The sequence below is a fragment of the Bacillus sp. PPSBB_2 genome, assembly GCF_045291115.1.
Lineage (GTDB): Bacteria > Bacillota > Bacilli > Bacillales > Bacillaceae_G > Bacillus_A > Bacillus_A cereus.
Genome location: NZ_CP147983.1, coordinates 2,154,257 through 2,175,767 on the forward strand (window position 1 = coordinate 2,154,257; position 21,511 = coordinate 2,175,767).

Here is a 21,511-nt window from a genome sequence, read left to right on the forward strand (position 1 = left end):
TTATAAGTGAAGCTTATGAACTCAGTGGATCATTATATTAATTTATATAAAAAACTTTTTCGGAAAAATCGAACGAAATATGAATTACCTGCCAATATATAGTGTAAGACAAAGGAGGGCTGGAATATGAAGGATGAAATAGATTACGCACATTTAATTCAATTAACTTTATCAGGCAATAAAGAAGCGTATAGCGAATTGTATGATGTAACGATTCAAGAAGTATATAAAACAGCACATTTTTTAATTGAAGATAAAACGGATGTAGATGATGTCGTTCAAGAAGTATACATACAGCTATATGAATCGCTTCGTAAATATGATAGCGAGAAGCCATTTCGCCCTTGGCTAATTGGGCTTGCGATTAAACAAATTCATTCTTATAGAAGAAAGAGGTGGATGCGACTACGAATTATAAAAAAAGCAGAAGAGCAAAGAAAGCCAGTGCAAATTGATTTTTCTAACGATGTTGTAAGTAAAATATCAAACCAAAAACTAATCGAACTCATTCATAAATTACCGTATAAATTGAAACAAGTTATTATCTTAAGATACTTACACGATTATTCAGAAGAAGAAGTAGCACAAATATTACATATTCCAATCGGTACAGTGAAATCTAGAATTCATGCGGCATTAAAGAAACTACGTCAAAAAGAGCAAGTAGAAGAAATTTTTTTAGGAGAGGTAGGGAATGTGAAATGAGTTTAGATTGTAGAGTTAGGGAATCTATACAAGAAGAAGCAAAGGGTATTGTTGCCCCGCCGGATTTAAAAGAAAAAGTAATCGTGCAAATAAAAATGAAGCACGGCGAGAGTAAGAGGAAGAAACGCCTTATCGCAGGAGTACTTGCAGCAGCTCTTTTAATCCCGACGACAGGTTTTGCGTATCAATCTATTATGGCGGATGGTATATATGGATCTTTTGAGAATTTAAAAAAACATGCCGGAGCAATGACATTAGAAACGTATATGCGTTTTAATGCAAAATTATCAGAAGCGAAAGATGAAATGGGTGCAAAGGAATATGAAGAGTTTACAAAAGAACTGAAAAAATTAACTAATGCAAAGCTTGCGTACGGAGATTCGAACGGTAATATAGATTATGATCAATTATCACCAGCTAAAAAAGAGGAATTGAAAAAGGTAGTAATGGAGCTTCATCCGTATTTTGATAAATTAAATGGCCATAAATCTAGTAAAGAAGTACTAACTCCTGAAGAGTATGAACAATATATGGAGGCATTAATGTCACATCAAACTGTGTTAGTAAAAACGAAATCGAGTGGAGGGATAACAGTAGAAGAAGTACCTGAGGCGTACAAAGAAAGATTTATTAAAGCAGAGCAGTTTATGGAGTATGTAAATGAAAAGGTGCGATAAGTAAAAAGCTCAAAGCTTTAGCTTCGAGCTTTTTTTATTGAAAGAAAATAAAGTATTCAATTATATTTTTTCATCGTTGCATGATCCTTTTGTATAAAACAATCTAAAAGGGAATAACCAGCTATTAAACTAATAATCGTAACAAAAGTTGTATTTATTAGAATAATATTAACTAAATAAGGTAGGTATTCGGCAAGTGGTGAAAAGAGTAGTGCTGGGGAAAAGGAAATGAATAGTGTAGGCACTGTAATAGCAATAAATTTATCCGGTTGAAAGCTCCAGTTTTGTTTACTCGTTTCGCGATTAATAGATTGAAGGAATCGTAATAAAATGCCAACTATAAGAGGGAAGAGTGTAAAGTAGAATAATCTTGGATAAACGTTAAAGTTCACTTGTGCATCTGTATCTAAATAAAATTGAATTTTTACTCCTACAAATAATAATAAGACGATAAATAATGTGAAGCAGAGGTATAGCATCAATTTTTGCATTATATTCCACCATCCTTTACTCAAAATATATTCAAAAAAAGAAGAGATATACAATAACTACTGTTGTATATCTCTTCTTTTACTGTTAGTTAATAGTGGAGTTTGCTTTTTCTTGCTTCGTGAAATAATCAATAATGCCCATTGCGCTAATTTCTATATCTAAATGTAAAATATTATAAACGGAATGATCTGATGGAACGTTTAACTTTGTAAGATGAGAAGAGATTTTATCCATTAACAAAGTTTGTAAAGCTTTAGTCGCTTCATCGAAATCATTATACTTTTCAAAGACTTCCTTACCAGTCCGAACGAAAATAGGTAGCCAATGTTCCAATTGATTGTATACTTCTGTAACATGAGAGGATGCGCCGTAATGACCGAAATAAATAGTATCTACATTCATGCTTTGAATGTGATTTTTAGAAGCAATCATCGCATCTGGTTGGAATTGTGAAGGGGACGTTGATGGTAGATATAACTCTACATCAACGTCTGCGAGTTCTCTATAATAAATTCCAATTGTATCGCCAGTAAAAATCCCGTTTGTTAATGAATCGTGAATGCTAATATGGTGCTTCGCATGTCCTGGTGTATCATAAAATGTAAGGGTGCGGTCTTTTGCAATTTTTAACGTATCACCATGTTGTACAATATGAACACGTTCTTCTTCAATTGGAAGAATTGGGTCAAAGAGTTTATCGAAATCTTCTTTGTAGACAGCTTTTGCACCTAAAATAAGTTTTGTTGGATCAATCATATGACGAGCACCACGAGAATGCACATATAACGTAGCATTTGGACACTGTTCCATCATTAAACCAGCTGCGCCAGCGTGATCTAAATGCACATGTGTAACGATAATGTTTTTAACATCGTTTAAATCAATATGTAATTGTTGTAAGCCGTCTAAAATATACGGAAGAGAAGGGGCTGCACAAGTTTCAATTAAAGTAATATCGTCACCTAATAAAACATACGTACCTGTTCGTTCATTATGCTGTAAATCGAAATCATCAATAAGATATAGGTGAGAAGATAATTGCTCTACTTTTTTCATATTTACCACTCCTTATATACTGCATGTTTCTATTATACGCTAAAATAGAAACAAGGCAGAAAACGAAAGCTCGTCTTCTGCCTTTTTGTAATATTATTATTTCGTTTGTTGTTTATTAATAGACATAATGAACAGTCCAACAATCCCGCCTACTAATGGAAGCATAATTTCTCCTGCTAAATTAAAGTAGGAGCTTAAGAATAAACCATTAACATCGATTACCCAGCCAGTAACATACAATAACATCATATATAGTACGAAATAAAACTCGCGATTTGAAATCGTTCCATGTTGTGCAGTTTTCATAATGGACACCATCCTTTTCTTTTATAATGGAATATAAACTGTCACATTTTGTTCACATTTCAATTGTAAAACTTTCCATCATAAAAGTCTAGTGGTATGTGTCGAATTTTGAATGGAAATAAAGCGCTATCATTATATCTTATAAGTACGTAATAAGAGCTGTATATTCACGAATATAGTATAGTATAAATATAGAATGATAATGAAGAGAGGGGCAAAGACAATGACAGTTTATGATTTTTCAGCTAAAACAATTACAGGTGAAGAAAAATCGTTAAAAGATTACGAAGGAAAAGCACTTCTTATTGTCAATGTAGCTAGCAAATGTGGTTTTACACCACAATATAAAGGATTACAAGAGGTGTATGATAAATATAAAGACCAAGGACTCGAAATACTCGGATTCCCTTGTAACCAATTCGGGGGACAAGAACCAGGTACAGAAGCGGATATTACTAGTTTTTGTGAATTAAACTACGGTGTAAACTTCCCAATGTTTGCAAAGGTTGATGTGAAAGGTGATAAGGCTCATCCTTTATATACATACATGACAGAACAAGCACCAGGTTTACTCGGTATGAAAGCAGTAAAATGGAATTTTACGAAGTTTTTAATCGGAAAAGACGGGAAAGTAGTAGGGCGTTTTGCGCCGCAGACGAAGCCGGTAGATTTAGAAGTTGAGATTGAGAAGGTACTTGGAGAATAATTAGGAGTTTCACTTTATTAAAAAACGTCTCAAAGAACAATGTAGTTCTTTGAGACGTTTTCTTTAAACTCACATTTTCAAGATTAAATAACTGTATCAAAGCCATCTGATTTAGGTAGAGAAGCTGCTTTTTTCATAAGCACTTCCCATAAGTGTACAGATTTCTTCCATTCTTCTGCAGCCTGCCCATGTTTATACATAGCGTTCTCATAACTGGCAGTAAGTTGTTGCATATCGGCCGAGTTGTAAAGTGTATCGATATGGAGAGCGTATTCTCGGAATGTTTGACTTTCACTCCGTGGTATGCCAATTCTCGCAAATTGTTTTAAAAGTGCACCGTAAGCTTTTTGATAAACAGCATCATTTTTTCGGTATTTATAGAAATGAATAATAAGAAATGTCATCCATTTCATTCTAGTGGTGAAGAGAATGTATCCTATAATACTAATTAGTATCGTAGAGAGGAATACGTACCACCAAGAAAAACTAGTTTTAGAATTTGTGACCTTTTTAGTAGAAGCTTCTTCTGTATTTTCTATTAAACTTTTAAGTTTTGCTTCATTATTTCGTTGTTGTATTTGCTCGTTATTAGAATTATTTGCTTCGCTATTTTGTGAAATAGGAGCAGGCGTATTATTTATAAAATTATAGGGATTGGTAAAACCTTTTGTTGGTTCGAATGGAATCCATCCGTATCCTGGGAAATATACTTCGACCCAAGAGTGTGCGTTATCGTTCGTGATTGTATAAACATCCGCACCTTCTGCAGAGGCAAGCGTATTGTCAAGAGTTCCTTCTGTATAGCCTTTTACCCAGCGAGCAGGAATCCCGGCAGAACGAAGTAGTACAATCATAGACGTCGAAAAATTATTACAGTAGCCGCTTTTTGTATCGAAAAGGAATTGATCTACATAATCTTGGCTTTTGGCAGGGAATAAGACATTCGTTGATTCGTATGTAAAAGAGTTGTCTGTGAAGTAATTTTCAATAGCTAATACTTTATCATATCGGTTGTCTTTATCATTTGTAAGATTGACAGCCAAGTCTTTTACGCGCTGTGGTAATGACTCGGGAAGTTGTGTGTACTTTGTCATAAAATAAGGGTTTGTTTCTTGACCTTCATTTGTTTTTACAGCTTTCAAGTTTTCTATGGAAAACTCAGGGATCTCATATGTTACTTTATACGAATGTAAAGTAGTAGAAGAGTCTCCATTCATTGTATAAATTTTTTCTGAAAACGGGTCAACACTGTATGATACATCAGAAGAAGCCTCAACTGATACTAATCCTGCTGGATAGGTAAGGTGAGGGTAACTTTTTTGCATGGTAATTGTTGCCTCAGTCGTTTCCGTTTTTGTATTTTGTTCGTACCAGCTTACGACGTCGTTTTTATTTTTAAAAGAAATCTTTTTCGGATTTTCAGAAATTTCCCAGCCTTTTCCTGTATAGAAATCTTTTGTTTCTACTCTCCAATATTGTTTGTTTTGCGTTCGTGCTGTGAAAACAATTGTAGGATCCGCCTTAAAAGGACCACCTAATCGCGAGTCATCTAAACCATACCCAATTGTAGAAACTTTTTGTTCTTTACTTGCTTCAGATGTGTTGAATTTTAAAAAATCCATTGGGTTTGGCCATTGAGGGCCAAATTTTGGAGCAAAGTATGCGATGGTTGCTAATAATACAATAAATATTGTAAGTGGTCTAAGTAATTTTGAGATTTCCCTAGCATAATTTTGTAAGTGTTCACGCTCTTTTATTCGTTCTACTTGAAGAAGACTAAGCATAAAAAATCCGATGACAACAGTTCGAATAATAGCGTAGTTTGCATTGTATAAATGTAAGTTATGAAAAGTTGCGATATAAATAATAGTCAATACAAGAAATAGAAACCCACGTTTTTTATGAATAATCCAAAATGAAGTGAAAGAACTCAAAAACCAAAATGAGAGAAAAAATAAAACCGTCGGAAAAACTGGAGAAATATCTAGTAAATTCCCTTGGAAAAATAGGGAGGAATTTCGAGACATATCAGAAAAGAATGTTGTTAGCCAAGATGGATTTATAAAAGCATTTTTATAATATAGGGAATGAATGATAAATAGGACTGTGACAATTTTTATTGGAATCTGCCACCTCGTTTGAAAAAAAGAGAGAGCGAAGCAAATTCCTATAAATGTTACGAAAATATCTAATCTACCTACATTTGTAATACCTATAAGAGGTCTTAGCCATTCTAGTAAAAGAAGAAATACACATGCATGCATAAAGAATCTGTTCGTATCCCACTTGTATTTTGTTTGTAATGTTATCATTTGCTCACCTCAAAAAACACGTTTGTATACCGGTTTTCATAAACCGTGTTTACAAATATTTGTCGTTTTTTTAGAGTTTCTATTATACTGATTTCTCGGTGTGAAAGTTGATTCGCTTTTTCTTTCACGACAAAAACCATACATTTTCTATTTTTTATAGCAGCACAATCAGCCGCCTTTTGAATATCGGGAGAAAGATTACTGGTCACGAGTATAACCGTGACGGGCTCATAAATTTTTCTTAGTTCCATGTCTACACTCTGGGAGAGCGGGAATACACTGTCTGCTTGCACTTTTGCTAAATGACAAAGGATTTGTTGTAACTGCGTATCTCCATTGTCTAAAGGGAAAATAGTTTGTTCTTTTCCGATAGACACGAATGATGCTGGTGAATTTTGTTTCAAGACAGCCCTTACGATAGAGGCAGTAAATGTGACGACTGATTCGAATAGAGGAGACTCGGTTCTGTCTATGAATATCATGACATTATGGCTGCGCTGTTGTTCAAACTCTTTTGTCATAATATTGCTTGTTCGTGCAGTTGCTTTCCAATCAATCCATGAAAAGCGATCACCAGGTTTATAGTCTCTGACACCGACAGAGATTGTAGAGTCTTTTGCTGAATTTATATTTGCTGAAAGCGCTCCTTGTTCGAAATGATTTTCCAATTGTCGATATGCTATATCTACATACTGGGGATAGACTAAAAATGTATCTGGAACTGAAAAAGTTACTTCTTTCTCTATCATGCCGAATAAATCGCCAGTTTTGACACGAACGCTTGAAAAAGCGTGCTCGCCTCTAGAGATTGTGTCAATAACATATTGAAACGAAATATTTCGTTTCAATCCTGGGAAGAGTACTACCTTATTCATCTTTGTTTGTTTACAACTTATAAATTGTGGTGGCAGTTCATCTTCTATAACTAAATAAAGTAAGGGAAAAGGAAATTTTCTTTTTATTGTAATCGTGCTTACAAATTGTTCTCCTACTACATATCCATTCTGATTTGTTATTCGCTTTACTTCAGCGTCCCGTAAAGCGTAGAAGGGGAGTAGTAGCGAATAAAGAGCAATGGGAATTATGCTGTAAAACAAAAACCAACTGACAAACCCGCCTTGAAACATAGCGTACACAAATGTTAAGACTAGGCATAAAGGGAGTAGCAATAACTTCATAACGTGATATAGCGCTCGCAGCATTCGTTTCATCAAGGGTTCATCGTCCTTTGAGTAGGCACGGTAGTTCGTGCAACGATTTTTGCGATAACTTGTTCGCCAGTTATTCCTTCAAATTTTGCTTCCATTTTTAGAATGAGTCTATGTGCTAAAACGTAAGGAGCTAAAAATTTAACATCGTCTGGAATAACATAATTCCTGCCATGGATAAATGCATAAGCTTGTGAAGCTTTCATTAAAGCAATCGAGCCACGTGGACTTGCACCTAACTGTATAGAACTGTACGTACGAGTCTGATTAACAAGCTTTACAATGTAATGCTTAATTGCTTTGTCCATACTTACTACCCGTACGCTTTGTTGTAAATAAAGTAAATCTTTTATTGTAGTAATGGTTTGTAATTGAGAGAGTGGATTTGTTTTTTCCATCCGGTTTAAAATTTCAAATTCTTCCTCTGGTGTAGGATATCCCATTTTTAGTTTCAATAAGAAACGATCGAGCTGAGCTTCTGGTAGAGAATATGTTCCTTCATATTCGACCGGATTTTGTGTAGCCATGACAAAGAACGGCTTTGGTAAAGGTCTTGTAATACCATCTATTGTAATATTGCCTTCTTCCATACATTCAAGTAAAGCAGATTGTGTCTTTGGAGATGTACGATTAATTTCATCAGCAAGTACAAAATTCCCCATAATTGGTCCAGGCTTGAACTCAAATTGGAGCTCTTTCGGATTATAAATAGAAACTCCTGTTACATCTGACGGCAATAAATCAGGTGTAAATTGAATTCGCTTATAATCAGCATCAATGGATTTAGAAAGAGCACGTACTAGCATTGTTTTCCCGACACCAGGAACATCTTCTAATAGCACATGACCTTCAGCTAAGAGAGCTGTCAAAGCTAAGATTGTTTCTTTTCGTTTTCCGACCATTATTTTTTCAATATTATTGATTATTTTTTCTACAGTGGGATGTAATGAATCAAGCTGGGGCATCGTAATCCTCCTAATGTTATTATCGTTTTCTAATCAATTTAGTGGACATATTTCTAATTCTATATGTAGATAGTAAAACTTCTACCTTTAATTCTGAGAATATTCAGATTATTTATTTCGATTACATCTAGTATAATTGTTTCCGTAACTAAGGGCAATACAGTAAATAATGATTTGTAGTTTTATGTAAAATAAGACTCGATATAAAATAATAACATTGGGAAAAATATTTTTACATACAATTTATACTCTTTTCCTTATGGCAGTTTTGAAATAATATCAAAACTCTTTTTCTTTTGCAAAATAGTCGATACCTCAAAATACCATTCTCCTAATAATTAAGATTAACCATAATCTTCACAACGGAACACAAGATTTTCTCACAAACTTATTTTCTACTGAATTTTTGACAATCTCTTGAACTGTGCGAAATGTCACATCTGTATTTTACAACCTCTGTTATGAAGTGACCTTTGTCAATAGTTTTTTACCCATAATATTTTTTCTTGATGGCATACATAAACTTCAGAAATANCGAATATCCATCAGTTTGTAAATTTGTTATATGTTTTGCTAATATCGCACCTTGTTCATAAAGAGGAGCAACAAGTCCATATGCGATACCGTCATGCTCTGCACATTCTCCAACTGCATAAATGGACTCATCATTTGTTAGCATATAGTCATTGACTACAATACCGCGATTTACAATTAGACCAGCATCTTTTGCTATTTGCGTATTTGGGCGTATTCCGACAGCCATTACGATTAAATCACAATCTACAACTTCACCGTCTTCAAATTGAATGCCCTCAACATGGTCTGTACCAAGAATTTTTACAGTTTTCTTTTCCATTAAAAACTTCATGCCTTGTGCTTCTAAATCTTCACGCAGAAGAGCAGCTGCTTTCGTATCTAGTTGTTGCTCCATTAAGCTAGGCATTAAATGAACAACATGTACGTCCATTCCTAAATCAATTAGACCTCGTGCTGCTTCTAAACCGAGTAAACCGCCACCAATAACAACGGCCTTTTTCTTTTCTTTAGCGGTATCTATCATAAATTGTGTATCTTCAATAGTTCGAAATCCTGTTACACCAGAAAGTGCGGAACCTTCAACAGGTAAAATAAAAGCACTAGAACCTGTTGCGATAATGAGCTTGTCGTATGTAAGAGTACGCTTCTTTTCTGTAATAATAATTTTTTCTTCTCGGTTAATACTTTGAACTCTTTCATTCGTATACAAAGTTATTTCGTTTTCTTCATACCAACTGTATTCATTCATAATGATATCTTGCATATTTGTTTTGCCTTGTAAAACATGAGAGAGCATAATACGGTTGTAGTTTGGATGCGGTTCATCTCCAAAAATAGTAATCTCATATGAATCACTATCATGTTTTAAGATTTCTTCCATACAGCGAATGCCAGCCATACCATTTCCGATCATAACTAAACGTTTTTTCATTTTCGTTTCCCCTTTTTATGTGAAATATTGAACAAAGGATTATATTTTTATTATAGAAAATCAAATAAGGGGGAGATGTGATATTTATCACATTTTTATAATGATTCACAAATTGTTAAAATTCGGTTTTATGTGAAGGGGATGTGAATATTTTTCGCGAAACGAAAAAGCAGGCCATAAGTATTTACACTCATGTCCTGCACTTGATTTATGCTTTCGTAATGGCACGCGGAAATAAAATATTATTTTCTAAATGAATATGCTCAAATAAATCAGACTCTAGCGCTTCGAGGCGTTGGTAAACAAGTCGATAAGTACCGCAAGCACCTTCTGGAGGAGTAAAGTCATTTGTCACTTTACGAAGTTCTTTTATAATATTTCCAGCATGATTGTGCTCATTTTCTAGTTCATTTACTACTTTACGTAACTTAGCATAGTTTTCATTAGTTGGATTTTGTTCAAATTCTAAAATTAATGGAAAATCTTCCATTTCTTCTTTAATTAAATGCTGTTCTAATTCCATTTTAAGTTCATGAAATAGCTTATGAATTTGAGCTAAATGAGGCTGACTTGCCCCATGAACACGTAATACTTTTGTCACATATGGACTTAACTGTGGTAATTCTTCATTTAAATAGCGGTGATGCTTATTTATAACATAATCAATCAATTCACGATAAGAAGCATTTTTCCAATCAATTTTCGATTCATTTAATCGTTTCGTATTATGATAAAGCGTATTTAACTCTGTAAGCACTTCAGTAGCTGATAAATTTCTTTCATGAATTGCATCAATAAGTGGCTTATTACCGCCACAACAAAAATCTATTCTATATGATTAAAAAAGATCACTAGCTTTCGGAAATTGTGTAACAATCTCACCAACAATTGAAGTTTCAGTAAATGTATGTTCCATATGAATGCCTCCATAAAGTTTTAATGTAATATCTGAATTAAAAATAGCGATAAATGAAAAACAATGTGGTGATTGAAATCACTTATAATGTGTCAATTTTGAGGATAATAAGATGAGTTTTATAAAAGGAAGAGGGGGAGGGGGAATTCGTCATAATAGTTTCTGATAATAAAAAAGAAGCTTACTAGAAGCTTCTTTTTTACTACTATTTTTCACATGCAACTCCATCGCCATCACGATCAAGATGTGAGTCATAACCTGGTTGTCCTTTATATAGAGGAGCTTTCCCGGCAGCTCTAACTGCGGCACAATTTTTGTAATATGCACTACTAGTATTTCCTGAAGCAGGTTGTGTTTGAGCTTGCTGTGCTTTTGCTCTTCTTGTTGTTTACGAGCTTGTTCATCAGCCTGACGTTTTTGTTCTTCTTGTTGTTTACGAGCTTGTTCATCAGCCTGACGTTTTTCATCCTCTTGCTTACGAGCTTGTTCTTCGGCTAGACGCTTCTCATCTTCTTGCTTTTGAGTTTTTTCGTCCGCCTCTTTCTTTTCTAGCTCTTTTTTCTGTTCGCTATCTTTTGGCTCTTCATTATTAGAGGCAACTTTTGTACTAGTTGCTGTCGTTTTTTCAGAAGAAGGATCTGAAATACCTGATAGCGCAACAAAAATGACAAATAATACGGCTGTAATAATAAATTGTTTTTTCGCTACACCTGTTTTCTTAATAACAGATAAGATTGCTAGAACAAGGAAGAATATAAATAGAATGAAACTTAAAGTAGAAAAAAACTCGACGACGGGGTGTTCCGATTTTGTTGTACCGGCCGTTATTAATATAATAGAAATCATAAAAAGAATAACGGTAGGACGTCCATATTGTTTTGCTTTTCCATTTTTCTTAAAGAATGAAATGATACATAAGATTAAAAGAATAAAAGCAATAAAAAATAAAGCTGCACCAATATTACTTAAAATCGACATTTTCATACCTCCATTTGTAAGATTCTTCTTATTGATTATATAGGAATTTATTGGATATTACACGTTTTGTATAAATTTAGAAAATTAATATTTTTAATGGACTTATAAACATTTATTTTATATATAAGGAAAAATGGATGTATTTCCTATTACTTTTTGAAAGAGATTTCATAAATTATAGTATATCGATTGAAAGGAGGAGATTTGAATGGAATTTCAATTGTTGGTAACTTGTATATTACAAGAAGGTAATGCTTACTTTTTAGTAACGAAGGTAGATGATGTTATTACGTTAAAAGTACCGATTACTGCGGGAGTAGCAGGTTTATTTTTAGCTTTAGGTGTACCAAGATGTTCTTAATTTAAATCTCTATAGTAGAAGGGGAAGGGACATGCCTTCCTTTTCTACTATTACATAATATAATTATGTAAACTCAAATATCATATTTGTGATAGCACGTTTGAAATGGACATGCATATACTATAATGTTTCATTGGATGTTAGCGGTGAAAGGTAGTTTTAATAAGTGCATCCAGTGATGTTGTTAAGCTATGAAAATAAAGAGGTGCTATTATATATGAAAAGAAAAACATTGGATATTCCAGTTACATTGCGAAGAGAGTGGTTTTTAATAGAGTTAGCTCATTTAACGAAAAAATATGGAATTGAAATTGCAACTAGCAAAATGGATGCTGCACCGTTTTTAAGAGATCAAGTTACGGAGTCAAAGATAGGGGAAGGGCTACAATATGATAAATATGATGATGAATATATAATTGAAAATTAAAGGGTAACAACAAAATTAAATTAATTTATAACAAAGTATAAAATAAAGCAGATTCTAAATATAGAATCTGCTTTATTATGAAATACTTGTAGTCAACTAACCTCTTTCTAGTGTTTTTCCTACATATTTCTCTTGCGTTATTCCAAAAGATTCACGAAGAATGCGAGCATAATCTTTAGATTCTATTGGTCGTTTATTTTTAGTGCCTTTAAAGGTTTCTGTATAATTTTTATTTGTTAATGATATGTGACCATAAGTAGTTAATTTACAAGTGATAGCCCCTTTATTAAAAGGAGATTCTTTATGCTCTACAATCACTTTTTGAATGTTATTCACTTTTTTCTCATCTATTGGATCTACAGTGAAAGCATAGCCTATTTTCCATTCGTTTGAAGGTTCAGATTGTAAGAAACTTGTAGATTCCCCGTTAGCTCCTTTTCTCATTTCTAAAATATGCGTACCTTTTCGAGTATTTCGCTTACGAATCCGATATTCTCCTGTTTGAGAGGAGATGACTTCTCCGTTAAAAGGGACTGGATGTAAAGGGAGATGAGATGCAAAACCTGCATCCACAACATAATCTTTATCCTCATGACTTAATATGATAATGACATGACCATCATCGGGTTTCCATTTATTATCGTACAGATCATAAACAGTACCGGCTACTTTGTATACTTGAAACCCACAATCAATTAAAAAATAATACAATAAGGAGTTTAATTCATAACAAAGTCCACCTCGTTTTTGAATAAGTAACTTTTCTATTAAGTTATCTTTTGAGATATTTTTAATAGTACCAGCCATAATATCAAGATTTTCATAGGGGAGAATCATTCCCATTTTTAAGAGAATTTCATCTAAATCATCAAATGTTATTTCTTTTGCAGGAATTTTTAAGCGTTTAAAAAACTCCTTTTGTAAATTGGTCATCATAAAGTATTCTCCTTTCTTTTTACAGAATTTTCTTCTGCTCACCGATAGGTTAGTACTTCTAAAAAGTTAATTCAAGTGCGCGGAAATTATCATAATATATGTTTCTGGAAATGTGATTTTCTATTCTGAAATTTCAGTTTAATTTTTAATCGTAGGAAAGTCTTATAATATAAGCTCCTTTAAAATTAGTTTGTATTTAATGAAAAGAAAGTACATATCTTTATTATATTTTTAAATAACTAACTAGTAATAAAATGTTTTTTCACTAAAATTTTTTTCAAGATTTGTATGCTTTATATAAACAATATTGATTTAAAAAATATCTGGATGTAGCTAAGTAAACAATTATTGAGAAACTTTTTTGTCGTATTCTATCAAAAGGAAGAGGTAGAAACAAAGAGAATAACGAGAGTTAAGAAAGAGGGTATACAACTAGTAACCTTCTAAAAATAGGGCTAACATCTTTTTAAAATAAAAGATTAGCTATTATTAAGGAAGGGAAAATATAAAATATTATAAAGAACACCTTCTTTCAAAAAAATAGGGGGAGTAATATGCGACTGATGAGAAGATGTGTGGCCTTACTAATTGTATTTTTTATCATGGCTCCAACGATTAGCACAAATGTACAGGCAGAAGTTGTAAAAGAGCTTGGAAAGGGGTTTCCTGATACAGAAGTATTCACACCTGGAGAATGGTTTTTAGGCCAAAAACCTGCTAATTATGATGAGAATAAACCGCCAATTCTCTTTGTACAAGGAAGAAATGGTAATGCTGATAGTTGGTATGGAAAGACAGTATATCATGATATAAATGATATGTATGATTATGCTTTAAAAGCAGGCTATCAAACAGTGTTTATACAATTGTATGATGCAGCGGGGAAAGGTTCGGCTAGTCAGTGGGATAACGGAAAATTGTTGGCACAAAAACTTGAAGAAATATATAATCATTTTGGTAAGAAAGTTAATATTGTAGCGCATAGTAAAGGTGGAATTGATACACAAGCTGCATTAGTTGAATATGGTGCGAATCGATTTGTTGGAAATGTTATTACACTTGCTACACCGCATCATGGCTCAAATTTAGCAGATTTGTCATATAGTTGGTGGGCAGGGTGGCTTGCTTCTATATTAGGTCAAAAAGATGATGGTACGTATTCGTTACAAATAGGTGAAATGGCAAAGTTTCGTTCAATAATAGATAACAACCCAGCAGCTAAATTAAACCGTTACTATACGGCTACTGGGACTAGCTGGGGACCAACATTTTCTGCATTATCTATGGGCGGGTTATATTTATCATCGTACGGTTCAAATGATGGACTAGTAAATGAATGGAGTGCGAAGCTATCGTACGGTACACATTTATTTACAGATTCCAGATTTGATCATGACAATATAAGAAAAGGATCAGCTGTTTTTGCACGAATTGAACCATATTTACGTACGACAAATGTGGGGTTACCAGCTTTAGTAGCATCCAGCACTAGTTCAAATGAAAATCTAGAACAATTAAATACAACTTCAAATCAAAATATTTTAGGAGGCGAATTACCACAAAATCAGTGGATAGAGCAAAGTATTTCTGTTGATAAAAAGGCTGAAGGAATAGTTTCTGTACTAACTGCTTCTTCTGATGTAGAAGTACAAATGGTATCTCCAAAAGGAGAAATCTATGCAAACAAAGATAGCGCTATAACTACTGGTGAAGGCGAATCTTTCTTTAATGGGGCGACAATTAGAACATTTAAGTTTGATAAATTGGAAGTAGGCGAATGGAAAATCAAAATGATGGCGAAGCAGTCGAAAGATGCATATTTAGTTGTAAGCGATTACAATAATAGCGCGCCATTTGTTCTTCAAATGCCTACAAAAGTTAAAGTAAATAAACCTGAGTATAAACTGAAAAAATCACCAGTGGCACCTGAAATGAAAGGGGATCTTTCCATAACAGTAAGAGTCGTTAATAAAGAAGGTAAGTTAGTCTCTGAATTTAATGAATTACAAAATGTTAATACGAATACATTTACAGGTGCTTTGAAAGATATAAAACAACCGGGAGTATATAACGTTACGATGGATATAAAAGGGATGAATAAAGAAGGAAAACCATATAATCGTACGATTGTTAAGTCGGTTTATGTAGAGAAATAAGGAAGAATAAATAAGCATAATATAAAAGTGCAGAAATCTTGTGTTAGAAAGAATTCTGCACTTTTTTTGCGTGATGAAAGATAATAAAAGTCGAAGAAAACTGTTATTCAATAAAAAAAGATGCTGAAATAGCATCTGAATGTAAAGAAATAATATTAACTTAGTTTTGTAACTGTTAATTCAACTGAATTTATACCATTGTCACAAGTTACAATACTTTGACGATTAAAGCCACTATTATTTCTAAGTTGAAGAGTTGAATTAGCTGGCACTGTAACAATCGTTTCGCCAATGAGTTGAAGACATTCGTTATTTGATGAAGTATTCATTTGAATAGCGAAGTCACCTTGACTATTAGCAAGTGGATTGTTATTTAAAAATATAGTTATGACTGGGATATGTGGAAATACAGGATTTAAAGTAGTATTAATACTGGAAATGAACGAAACTCTATAATCACCAGCTTGTCTAAATTGTATAGTAGTAGGGTTTAGTAAGGAAACGCCTCCTGCTAAAGGTCCAACGTGATTAAATGGAAAAGGGTTGCCAAAAGGAACAGTTATAAATTCAGTTTGCCAAAAAGTTCCGTATGCAGGACAGCTTCGTTTATGTGAATGGTCACATGAACATTTTTTATTTGAACTGGAAGAAGATTTACATGAGCATTTTTTATACGAGTTTGAAGAATGATAGTATGAACCCAATATATTACCTCCTATTCTTAATAAATGTAAAACACATAATAGTTTATGAAAATGAATCAAAATTGGCGTGTATGCTTGTACTATAAAAGGAGATAGATGTGGAATATAAAGTGCTCAAATGATGAAATATAGTATTGGGGTATTACCTGTAACACTTTTTGAAGATGATAAGGTTCATGATTTGATAGAAAAATGAATGGGATTTCTAAATGGATTAAAGTAACGAGGAAACGTTTATCCCGCTATTTTCCGAGCAGTAAGACCCCACCTCAAAATTCAGTGAAAGCAAAGAAGTTAGTTGGGGGATGAACAAAACCCCCACTGAGTAAAGTTTCACTTTACTATATTAATTTCGTCTGACAAACAGCAATATTATCTTTTGCTGTATGGATGTTATTGTTTGGTGAAGTTATGATATTTAATCGTATATATATTAGATTATTTAGTTTATTTTTTTATTTGTGTAGCTGGGCAGGAAGAAGTCAGAAAATATAGAATAAATGTACATATGAAGCATCGTTTGTTTTTGGTGTGAATAGTAATTAAAGATACGCTAAAATATTTAAAATTGTAACGAAAGAGAGATTAAATAATAGAAGGAGCAACTTACATGGAAAATATATTAAAGGTATCTTCAAAATCAAGCCCAAATTCAGTCGCGGGTGCAATAGCAGGAGTGCTAAGAACAAGTGGTAATGTGGAAATTCAAGCGATTGGGGCTGGAGCTATAAATCAAGCGATTAAAGCAATTGCGATTGCAAGAGGGTTCGTCGCTCCAAGTGGTATTGACTTAGCCTTCGTACCAGCATTTCAAGAGATTTCTATCAATAATGAAGAAAGAACAGCGATTAAATTAATTGTAGGTCCTAGAAAGAAAAGGTCTTAGTAGAAGAGAGTGTTACTATAAGGGGAAAAGACCAATAGACTTCCCATGTTAGATACGTTATTTTATGTAACCGATCCTTGGGTGTGGACATGGCATTATGCCGGACGCATGTCTGTTAATTTCTCCTTAAATTTAGCGTGTGTTCTAGATACTTAAAAATGCCAAATCCTTTGTGATATAAGGGATTTGGTATTTTTGATGTTTTTAAAAATAAACAACCCTAAAACTGCTCATTTAGAAGATTTAGTTTTAGTAGCGGCCATTGAACGTTTTTATGATAGTTTACCTGATAAATAGAAGAGTTTACCAATGAAAAGTAACTGGGGGATTCAAAAAATGAATCAAACTATTTTAGAGAAAGTCCTAAAATTTCGGGATGATAGGAACTGGAAGCAGTTCCACAATCCTAAAGATTTAGCTATTTCTCTTTCTTTAGAGGCGAGTGAGTTGTTGGAGAATTTTCAGTGGAAAAGCAGTGAGGAAGCTGTAGAAACAAAAAAAGAAGACATGAAAGATGAGTTGGCAGATCAATTGGATATTGACTTAGAAGAGATTATTATAAACAAAATAGAAAAAATAATAAAAAATATCCAGTAGAGAAATCTCGAGACTCTAAAAAGAAATATAATGAAATTTAAAAAAGGTGGAATTAAATATGTTATATCTTTTTACTGCAAGTAATGATAGTGCTATAAAAAATTTGGAAGCTACTATTGAAAAAACATATCCTATTTCTACATGTTTAGCAGATTTAGATGCCGATACAGTAACTAAACTTAAAGATAATGAATTACATGAGAATGTATGTATGTGGGGAGCAACTCCTGGTTCTTCAAATGTTGATAGATGGGAAAAGTTAAAAGAGGGTGACGGGATTTTAGCATATTCTAAAGGGGAATTTAAGTTTTTCGGGACAATTTTTGCTAAGACTCATAACCCAGATGTGGCTAGAAAAATTTAGAAAACAAACGATAATGATGAAACTTGGGAATACATCTATTTTATTAAGGACCTAAAACCTGTAAACATTAAAGCAATCGAATTTGCAGCTTTCTTTGGCTACAAATTGAACCATACACCACAAGGATTTACTAATATTGATTCGGATTTTAGTAAAGTAAAGATTGCAGAAGAAGAGAAATCGGAAAATCGAAAAAAAACTAAAATGGAATCTGGTAGGGAAGTATGGCCTCGTGATCCGAAAAAAGCTAAACAAGCTATTAAACAGGCAGAATTTAAATGTGAAATAGATGACACACATGAAACATTTGTATCGGAAGCCAGCCGAAAAAATTATATGGAGGCCCATCATCTAATACCGTTAAGAATGCAACATGATTTTGAAAATAGTTTAGATGTTGTTGGAAATATAGTTAGTATATGTCCGAACTGTCATAGGTTGATTCATTATGGAAGAGACAAAGATAAGAAAAAAGTTTTAGAACTTCTCTTTGAACAAAGAAAAGATTCTTTGAAGAAGTTCGGTATTGAGGTATCTCTCAAAGAGCTATTTGGATACTATGGAATTCTAAAATAAGAATATTCATAGCTATAGTGAAGGTAGAATGTTTCATACTTAAACATAGCTATTATTGTGATGGAAATTTAAATTTCGTCTTTTGAAAGTATCAATAATTTGTATTATTTTCATAGGGTTATATATTTTTCTTTTGCTCTGCTGTATAGCAGAGCTCTTTTTTTGTCGTACAAAAGCCACTTCAGTCCTGTCGGGCGGCTTCTTTTAATTTATATTCACCAATTCATCAAACTTAAACTTAGTATTCAAACCAAAGGCATCTGTACAATATATAGTTTTCGTCATCGGTTCAATATGTAATACATTTATGTACATGTCTTGCACCATTCCATCACGATAGTATGAGATATGTATTTCTTCTTCCTCGTGAAAAGATTGCATTAACGCTCTTTCTATTCGTTCCATAGTATCTTGTGTTAAAAAAGGTTTAGGTACTTTATATTGTTCCTCAAACATTCTATGTATTTCCTCGTATTGCTCCGGTATTGAAGCAAACGGATTCCATTTCACCATACCTCTTCCACGTACTACAGGAAAGCTGTTATATCCCATGATGTAATACCTCACTTTTGTTTTTTTAACTCCACTACAAACAAACGTGTGTTCTTTTTTAAGGTTTGAAAAGGGACCATTTTGTTAACATGAATATTCAAAAATAATTTTTTCAAGTTAGAATATTCAAAAACTTATTTATGCAAACAAGCATGTCATGATAACATTTAACAAAAGGGGGTAGAAGTAGATGAGTGTTGACATTATTTCTAAAGAAGAAATCACAAAATTATTAAACGAATGGTATCAAGCTATGATTTCACAACGTGTATTACAGTCTCAGAAAATAAAAGAAGATATTGCAAATAAAATCAATAATATTAAGGAAGACCAAACAATATTAGTCTACTACGCTTTATTGAATGCACGGTATAAACTGCTAATTCGGGATATGGATAGTACAAAAGATATTCTGGACAAAATCGAGCCTTTACCAGAGTCTACAGAAACATTTTTAGAGTACTATCATCATTTGAGGGTGTTGCAAAACTCATAAATATCCAAAAATGAATGCATAAAAAAATCCGTTTTCCTGGAAAAATGATAGTAACCGAAACTATCTCCAGAAAGGACGGATTTACTAGTATGATAACCAAATTTGATGAAAATCAATCCATTTTACAGATTTTATTTGCATACGTAGACAGTTTAACTATTGAAGGCGTTCCGCCTGTGACAGGTCGCCCACCAATCTGTAGAAAAGCCTTACTGAAATGCTTTTTCTTGAAAACTGTATTTCAAATTGATTCTTTACGCAAATTAACACGTTTTTTGCATCAATATCCTTCATTTCGNATTTATGAAATTGCACGAACATGTAACATCTTTGCCATGAATCCAATCAATCCTAGGAATGGTGAACAAAATAAGAGTACACATCGTCGTGTATTATCTCATTTTATACAAACTATCTTTGGTAAACAATTGATGAAAGAACGTAGGAAAATTGAACAACAGTTTAGTAAACTCAAAGATAAAGGGTTGGAACAGCCACGTTGGTATGGTCAAAATCGCTATCTATTGCATGTTCAGCTAGTTTTTCTGATTCATAACATTGCATGTTTATTTTAGTTTTGCAACACCCTCCATTTATTTAAAGCAATTTACGCTATTAATAAAGCAAACCATAGTGAAGCAAGAATGCAATTTGAAAAAGCTGAAACGTTTTTAGAATACATGCATGATGAAATTGAAAAAGCAGAATTTAATTATTGGCTTGCAGTCCATTACTATCACGTATTAAAACCGATCCTAGCAGTTCAATTTGCTACAAAGGCGAATGAAGTATTTTCAATTAGTCCAGGGTATGAATTAAAAACTGCAGCATGCTTAAATACTTTAGGAATGGCACACATTCGACTAAATGAATTCGAAAGTGCAGAGGAATATTTACTTTCAGCACTAGGTACCTTCCAAAAATCTAATGATGAACTTCTTATTAAACGAGTTAAGCATAATTTAGGACTTTTATACGCAAGTCAAAACATGCCAGAGTTAGCAATTAAACACTTAGAGGATTCATTAGAAAATAACGCTAAAACTATGTTTCTTTTAGCAAGAGAACATTTTAAGTTAGGTTATAGTGATATCGCTAATGAATATATTGAGAATGGCTATAAGATTAGCGACTTATGTTATCGTCATCATTTCCGAATTTTAAAAGCAGTACATAACTATGTACCGCAAGAAGAATTAGAAAATGTGGTTATAGAAGGTATTTCATATTTTGAAAAAGAAGAATTATATGATTGGGTAAAAGAATATGCTTCTCTTTTAGGTGAAATATTCTATGGTTCAGAAAATCATAGAAAAGCAAGCAAGTATTTGCACATCGCTTTAGATGCAGACAAAAAGAGCATAGAAAGAAGGGCGCTAAAATGAAAAAAGCAATCTTATTAATGATGATGTTATCCGCTGTTTTTACTTTTGGTCTTACTAATGCAAAAGACATACCACAAAACGAAGCAATTGAAGTGTTTATGGATCATGGAGAACATATTTAAAACCTAAGGAAGAGGGCGCTTATAGTGTCCTCTTTTTAATATCTATTATTTATATGATGAGGTTGCAGGTACGTCTTTTGGTTATTGTTTGATAAACGTAAGATGTTTCTAAAAATGTGTATACAAAGGTGTATTTTTGTACTGTATATGTTCACGTACT

At 33.1% G+C, this 21,511-nt stretch carries 21 protein-coding genes and 5 pseudogenes; 14 read left to right on the forward strand and 12 right to left on the reverse strand.

All coding sequences use genetic code 11. The features are described 5' to 3' along the window. Window positions 1–126: 126 nt before the first annotated feature. Complete coding sequence (locus tag V6946_RS10860; RefSeq protein ID WP_366982039.1) at window positions 127–705, forward strand: sigma-70 family RNA polymerase sigma factor; 579 nt, start codon at window positions 127–129, stop codon at window positions 703–705. Further along, on the forward strand, window positions 702–1,382 hold the full coding sequence (locus V6946_RS10865) for a DUF3600 domain-containing protein (protein ID WP_006922473.1): 681 nt from the start codon (window positions 702–704) through the stop codon (window positions 1,380–1,382). The genes V6946_RS10860 and V6946_RS10865 overlap by 4 nt, the downstream gene beginning before the upstream one ends. A gap of 56 nt (window positions 1,383–1,438) precedes the next feature. Here the strand turns inward: V6946_RS10865 and V6946_RS10870 are convergent, their stop codons facing one another. The 3 genes from V6946_RS10870 to V6946_RS10880 all read right to left on the reverse strand — a co-directional run bounded on the left by V6946_RS10870 (window position 1,439) and on the right by V6946_RS10880 (window position 3,236). Further along, window positions 1,439–1,873, reverse strand: a complete 435-nt coding sequence (locus V6946_RS10870) for a hypothetical protein (protein WP_001170913.1) — start codon at window positions 1,871–1,873, stop codon at window positions 1,439–1,441. Window positions 1,874–1,958: 85 nt separating this feature from the next. Beyond that, a complete protein-coding gene (locus V6946_RS10875) occupies window positions 1,959–2,930 on the reverse strand; it encodes an MBL fold metallo-hydrolase (protein ID WP_006922471.1) in 972 nt (323 codons plus the stop codon). A gap of 96 nt (window positions 2,931–3,026) precedes the next feature. Further along, entirely contained in the window at window positions 3,027–3,236 is a 210-nt protein-coding gene (locus tag V6946_RS10880) for a DUF3925 family protein (RefSeq protein WP_006922469.1), read from the reverse strand. A gap of 223 nt (window positions 3,237–3,459) precedes the next feature. Between V6946_RS10880 and bsaA the strand changes: the two genes are divergently transcribed. Continuing rightward, a complete protein-coding gene (bsaA, locus tag V6946_RS10885) occupies window positions 3,460–3,942 on the forward strand; it encodes a glutathione peroxidase (protein WP_000219434.1) in 483 nt (160 codons plus the stop codon). An 83-nt stretch (window positions 3,943–4,025) separates the two neighbouring features. On the opposite strand, the gene V6946_RS10890 is transcribed toward bsaA, so the two are convergent. The 6 genes and pseudogenes from V6946_RS10890 to V6946_RS10915 form a co-directional block, all read right to left on the reverse strand. Then, window positions 4,026–6,254 (reverse strand): transglutaminaseTgpA domain-containing protein, encoded by a 2,229-nt coding sequence (locus tag V6946_RS10890; RefSeq protein WP_000631797.1) that lies wholly within the window; start codon window positions 6,252–6,254, stop codon window positions 4,026–4,028. Beyond that, window positions 6,251–7,465 carry a DUF58 domain-containing protein gene (locus tag V6946_RS10895; protein ID WP_006922466.1) on the reverse strand — a complete coding sequence of 405 codons (1,215 nt, stop codon included), beginning with the start codon at window positions 7,463–7,465 and terminating at the stop codon, window positions 6,251–6,253. The genes V6946_RS10890 and V6946_RS10895 overlap by 4 nt, the downstream gene beginning before the upstream one ends. Next, window positions 7,465–8,427, reverse strand: coding sequence for a MoxR family ATPase (locus V6946_RS10900; protein WP_366982038.1), 963 nt, complete (start codon window positions 8,425–8,427; stop codon window positions 7,465–7,467). Before V6946_RS10900 ends, V6946_RS10895 begins: the two co-directional genes overlap by 1 nt. A gap of 535 nt (window positions 8,428–8,962) precedes the next feature. Further along, window positions 8,963–9,895 (reverse strand): annotated as a pseudogene (locus V6946_RS10905) (NAD(P)/FAD-dependent oxidoreductase); the annotation flags it as partial. A 208-nt stretch (window positions 9,896–10,103) separates the two neighbouring features. Then, window positions 10,104–10,811, reverse strand: a pseudogene (gene ric / locus V6946_RS10910) (iron-sulfur cluster repair di-iron protein). Between the two features lie 205 nt (window positions 10,812–11,016). After that, window positions 11,017–11,789: pseudogene (locus V6946_RS10915) on the reverse strand (excalibur calcium-binding domain-containing protein). Between the two features lie 208 nt (window positions 11,790–11,997). On the opposite strand from V6946_RS10915, the gene exsG reads away from it, so the two are divergent. Together exsG and V6946_RS10925 are read left to right on the forward strand one after the other, a co-directional pair. Then, entirely contained in the window at window positions 11,998–12,150 is a 153-nt protein-coding gene (gene exsG / locus V6946_RS10920; protein WP_000395679.1) for an exosporium protein ExsG, read from the forward strand. 217 nt (window positions 12,151–12,367) lie between these two features. Then, entirely contained in the window at window positions 12,368–12,577 is a 210-nt protein-coding gene (locus V6946_RS10925) for a hypothetical protein (protein ID WP_000824206.1), read from the forward strand. Window positions 12,578–12,673: 96 nt separating this feature from the next. Here the strand turns inward: V6946_RS10925 and V6946_RS10930 are convergent, their stop codons facing one another. Further along, window positions 12,674–13,513 carry an arylamine N-acetyltransferase gene (locus V6946_RS10930; protein WP_000988903.1) on the reverse strand — a complete coding sequence of 280 codons (840 nt, stop codon included), beginning with the start codon at window positions 13,511–13,513 and terminating at the stop codon, window positions 12,674–12,676. Between the two features lie 554 nt (window positions 13,514–14,067). Between V6946_RS10930 and V6946_RS10935 the strand changes: the two genes are divergently transcribed. Next, window positions 14,068–15,669 (forward strand): triacylglycerol lipase, encoded by a 1,602-nt coding sequence (locus tag V6946_RS10935; RefSeq protein WP_048567931.1) that lies wholly within the window; start codon window positions 14,068–14,070, stop codon window positions 15,667–15,669. A gap of 155 nt (window positions 15,670–15,824) precedes the next feature. Here V6946_RS10935 and V6946_RS10940 read toward each other — a convergent pair whose 3' ends face one another. Continuing rightward, on the reverse strand, window positions 15,825–16,373 hold the full coding sequence (locus tag V6946_RS10940; RefSeq protein WP_006929626.1) for a hypothetical protein: 549 nt from the start codon (window positions 16,371–16,373) through the stop codon (window positions 15,825–15,827). 610 nt (window positions 16,374–16,983) lie between these two features. Between V6946_RS10940 and V6946_RS10945 the strand changes: the two genes are divergently transcribed. From V6946_RS10945 to V6946_RS10960, 4 genes are all read left to right on the forward strand, one after another. Beyond that, complete coding sequence (locus V6946_RS10945) at window positions 16,984–17,259, forward strand: stage V sporulation protein S (protein ID WP_000427801.1); 276 nt, start codon at window positions 16,984–16,986, stop codon at window positions 17,257–17,259. Between the two features lie 309 nt (window positions 17,260–17,568). Beyond that, window positions 17,569–17,856 carry a hypothetical protein gene (locus V6946_RS10950; RefSeq protein ID WP_002025705.1) on the forward strand — a complete coding sequence of 96 codons (288 nt, stop codon included), beginning with the start codon at window positions 17,569–17,571 and terminating at the stop codon, window positions 17,854–17,856. 58 nt (window positions 17,857–17,914) lie between these two features. Further along, entirely contained in the window at window positions 17,915–18,220 is a 306-nt protein-coding gene (locus V6946_RS10955) for a hypothetical protein (RefSeq protein ID WP_000966113.1), read from the forward strand. A gap of 105 nt (window positions 18,221–18,325) precedes the next feature. Next, a complete protein-coding gene (locus V6946_RS10960) occupies window positions 18,326–18,796 on the forward strand; it encodes an HNH endonuclease (RefSeq protein WP_006929631.1) in 471 nt (156 codons plus the stop codon). 204 nt (window positions 18,797–19,000) lie between these two features. Here V6946_RS10960 and V6946_RS10965 read toward each other — a convergent pair whose 3' ends face one another. Then, window positions 19,001–19,348: a YolD-like family protein gene (locus tag V6946_RS10965; protein WP_000541073.1), complete on the reverse strand. Its 348-nt coding sequence runs from the start codon at window positions 19,346–19,348 to the stop codon at window positions 19,001–19,003. Between the two features lie 190 nt (window positions 19,349–19,538). On the opposite strand from V6946_RS10965, the pseudogene V6946_RS10970 reads away from it, so the two are divergent. The 4 genes and pseudogenes from V6946_RS10970 to V6946_RS10985 all read left to right on the forward strand — a co-directional run. Further along, window positions 19,539–19,823: pseudogene (locus V6946_RS10970) on the forward strand (hypothetical protein); the annotation flags it as partial. Between the two features lie 110 nt (window positions 19,824–19,933). Further along, window positions 19,934–20,419, forward strand: coding sequence for a transposase (locus V6946_RS10975; RefSeq protein ID WP_406622311.1), 486 nt, complete (start codon window positions 19,934–19,936; stop codon window positions 20,417–20,419). A gap of 15 nt (window positions 20,420–20,434) precedes the next feature. Beyond that, window positions 20,435–21,229: pseudogene (locus tag V6946_RS10980) on the forward strand (tetratricopeptide repeat protein); the annotation flags it as partial. After that, a complete protein-coding gene (locus V6946_RS10985) occupies window positions 21,226–21,351 on the forward strand; it encodes an aspartate phosphatase (RefSeq protein WP_000709201.1) in 126 nt (41 codons plus the stop codon). The pseudogene V6946_RS10980 and the gene V6946_RS10985, both read left to right, overlap by 4 nt. The last annotated feature ends 160 nt before the right edge of the window (window positions 21,352–21,511 follow it).

Coding starts and splice junctions, on each gene's coding strand:
- V6946_RS10860 (WP_366982039.1), top strand. CDS start 127: ATGAAGGATGAAATAGATTACGCACATTTAATTCAATTAACTTTATCA.
- V6946_RS10865 (WP_006922473.1), top strand. CDS start 702: ATGAGTTTAGATTGTAGAGTTAGGGAATCTATACAAGAAGAAGCAAAG.
- V6946_RS10870 (WP_001170913.1), bottom strand. CDS start 1,873: ATGCAAAAATTGATGCTATACCTCTGCTTCACATTATTTATCGTCTTA.
- V6946_RS10875 (WP_006922471.1), bottom strand. CDS start 2,930: ATGAAAAAAGTAGAGCAATTATCTTCTCACCTATATCTTATTGATGAT.
- V6946_RS10880 (WP_006922469.1), bottom strand. CDS start 3,236: ATGAAAACTGCACAACATGGAACGATTTCAAATCGCGAGTTTTATTTC.
- bsaA (WP_000219434.1), top strand. CDS start 3,460: ATGACAGTTTATGATTTTTCAGCTAAAACAATTACAGGTGAAGAAAAA.
- V6946_RS10890 (WP_000631797.1), bottom strand. CDS start 6,254: ATGATAACATTACAAACAAAATACAAGTGGGATACGAACAGATTCTTT.
- V6946_RS10895 (WP_006922466.1), bottom strand. CDS start 7,465: ATGAAACGAATGCTGCGAGCGCTATATCACGTTATGAAGTTATTGCTA.
- V6946_RS10900 (WP_366982038.1), bottom strand. CDS start 8,427: ATGCCCCAGCTTGATTCATTACATCCCACTGTAGAAAAAATAATCAAT.
- exsG (WP_000395679.1), top strand. CDS start 11,998: ATGGAATTTCAATTGTTGGTAACTTGTATATTACAAGAAGGTAATGCT.
- V6946_RS10925 (WP_000824206.1), top strand. CDS start 12,368: ATGAAAAGAAAAACATTGGATATTCCAGTTACATTGCGAAGAGAGTGG.
- V6946_RS10930 (WP_000988903.1), bottom strand. CDS start 13,513: ATGATGACCAATTTACAAAAGGAGTTTTTTAAACGCTTAAAAATTCCT.
- V6946_RS10935 (WP_048567931.1), top strand. CDS start 14,068: ATGCGACTGATGAGAAGATGTGTGGCCTTACTAATTGTATTTTTTATC.
- V6946_RS10945 (WP_000427801.1), top strand. CDS start 16,984: ATGGAAAATATATTAAAGGTATCTTCAAAATCAAGCCCAAATTCAGTC.
- V6946_RS10950 (WP_002025705.1), top strand. CDS start 17,569: ATGAAAAGTAACTGGGGGATTCAAAAAATGAATCAAACTATTTTAGAG.
- V6946_RS10955 (WP_000966113.1), top strand. CDS start 17,915: ATGTTATATCTTTTTACTGCAAGTAATGATAGTGCTATAAAAAATTTG.
- V6946_RS10965 (WP_000541073.1), bottom strand. CDS start 19,348: ATGGGATATAACAGCTTTCCTGTAGTACGTGGAAGAGGTATGGTGAAA.
- V6946_RS10985 (WP_000709201.1), top strand. CDS start 21,226: ATGAAAAAAGCAATCTTATTAATGATGATGTTATCCGCTGTTTTTACT.